General features: G+C 29.5%; 1 protein-coding gene and 2 pseudogenes. All 3 read right to left on the bottom strand.

Annotated elements, in window-relative coordinates; all coding sequences use genetic code 11:
• Positions 1-389: pseudogene (locus ACLR9T_RS14425) on the bottom strand (ABC transporter permease); the annotation flags it as partial.
• The gene (locus ACLR9T_RS14420; RefSeq protein ID WP_413110150.1) at positions 390-1,235 is read right to left on the bottom strand and encodes an ABC transporter ATP-binding protein; all 846 of its coding nucleotides are present in this window, start codon (positions 1,233-1,235) and stop codon (positions 390-392) included. It abuts the pseudogene before it with no gap.
• A 201-nt stretch (positions 1,236-1,436) separates the two neighbouring features.
• Positions 1,437-1,783: pseudogene (locus ACLR9T_RS14415) on the bottom strand (glucohydrolase); the annotation flags it as partial.

The raw sequence follows: 1,783 nt of genomic DNA, 5'->3' as shown, positions 1-1,783 counted from the left end.
ATTTCCATAAAAGAAAGCAAGTCCATTCCATGATATCCACCAGTTATTCCCATAATCAAACTTCCTATTAGGCAACAAAGAAATACCAATGTGCCAACTCCAATCATATATTCTACTGGTTTCACATTTGACATAATCATCATTCTTAAACTTCCCTGCTCTTTTTCTTCACTCATGATACTCGCCATAATAATAATGGGTGCCATCCCCACATACATCGTTGCAAACAGTATAACAAAATACATTCCTGGTATTTCTACACTACTAACTGATGATGTTAAAACAATACAGATGATTGGAAACATGAGAAATTGAATCAAAATACTCTTATTTTTAATTGTATCTTTCCATTGTTTACGTATAATTGCAAATATGATTTGTAGATTCATTTATACCAACTCCTTTCCTGTTAATGTAATAAAGACATTCCCTAATGTAGGTTCAGAAGAATGAATAGATTTAATTTGTTCTAAAGCAATCAAGTCATATACAAACTGTGCATTTTCCTTCTTATTTTCTATAATATGTTCTTGATTGTCTTTAGTCATAATCACCATCTTGTTCAACTGATTATAGCGTGAACATATATTTACAGGTCGATCATACTCAATAATTTGACCTTCATTCAATAAAGCAACTTTATCACATAAAAGTGATGCTTCTTCCATATTATGAGTCGTTAAAAATATGGCAGTTCCCTTTTTCTTCAATTGTAATAAAAGTTCATGAATTTTAAGTGATGTCGCAGGATCTAACCCAGAAGTTGGTTCATCAAGGAATAATATTTGTGGTTCATGCATAATTGCTCTGGCAATCACAAGTCTTTGTTTCATTCCTTTAGATAATTGATTGACTATTGTTTTTTTATCAGTACAAAGATGAACATGGTTTAAGACATCATCAATTTTATGATGGTCTAGATGATATATGGATGCATATAAGAGTAAGTTATCATAACAAGTTAAACGATCATATAGTCCAGGTTTATCTAATACAAGTACTATATGTGTATAATCCTCTTTTGATAATTGTAAAGAATTTTTTTGCATGACATAAGATTGTCCACTATCAGCCTCCAACTGTCCTGTTATAATATTAATCAGTGTTGTTTTTCCTGCCCCTGATGGTCCTAATAAGCCAAATATTTCTCCAGATTGTATCTGAATAGAAATATCAGTGAGAACTTTCTTTTGAGAAAATGATTTATAAATATTTTCAACTTTAATAATTTCCATAAATAACGCCCCTTTTCTTGTCATTATCAAAATCATTATTTCTTGTTTCCAATGGACTTTGATATCAATGATCTTACTTGCATTATATTTTATTTATTGAATTGAATCCATAAATTCAAACTCACTTGCTTGAATGTTTAACCAAGTTACATAACACAACCTTTTGCAAAAGAAAAAGCCCTATAATGGGCTTGTGAGAAATTATATATTTTGAATAAAGACTAAACTTTCATAAGCACGAAGTTTATGAGCACAATCATCATAATTTGAAATTAAAATTTTAGCATCATCATGAATATATGAACAATCATAATCTAATTCCTGAGATGAAAAGTTACAATAGATAATAAGTTCTTGATGATCTGAAATACGTTTATAAGCGTAGATATGTGGATCATCTTCCATAATTAATTGATATTTTCCATCTGTTATAATATCATAGTCTTTTCTTAATTGAATCAGTTTTTGATATGTGTAGAAAATAGAATTTGGATCTGACAATTGAGCACTTGCATTAAGAGTTAAATAATTAGGATTCACCATAATCC

The organism is Thomasclavelia sp. (assembly GCF_047249845.1).
Lineage (GTDB): Bacteria > Bacillota_I > Bacilli_A > Erysipelotrichales > Coprobacillaceae > Thomasclavelia.
Note: the sequence above shows the minus strand (reverse complement) of the source record. Positions and strands in the feature narration are given on the sequence as shown.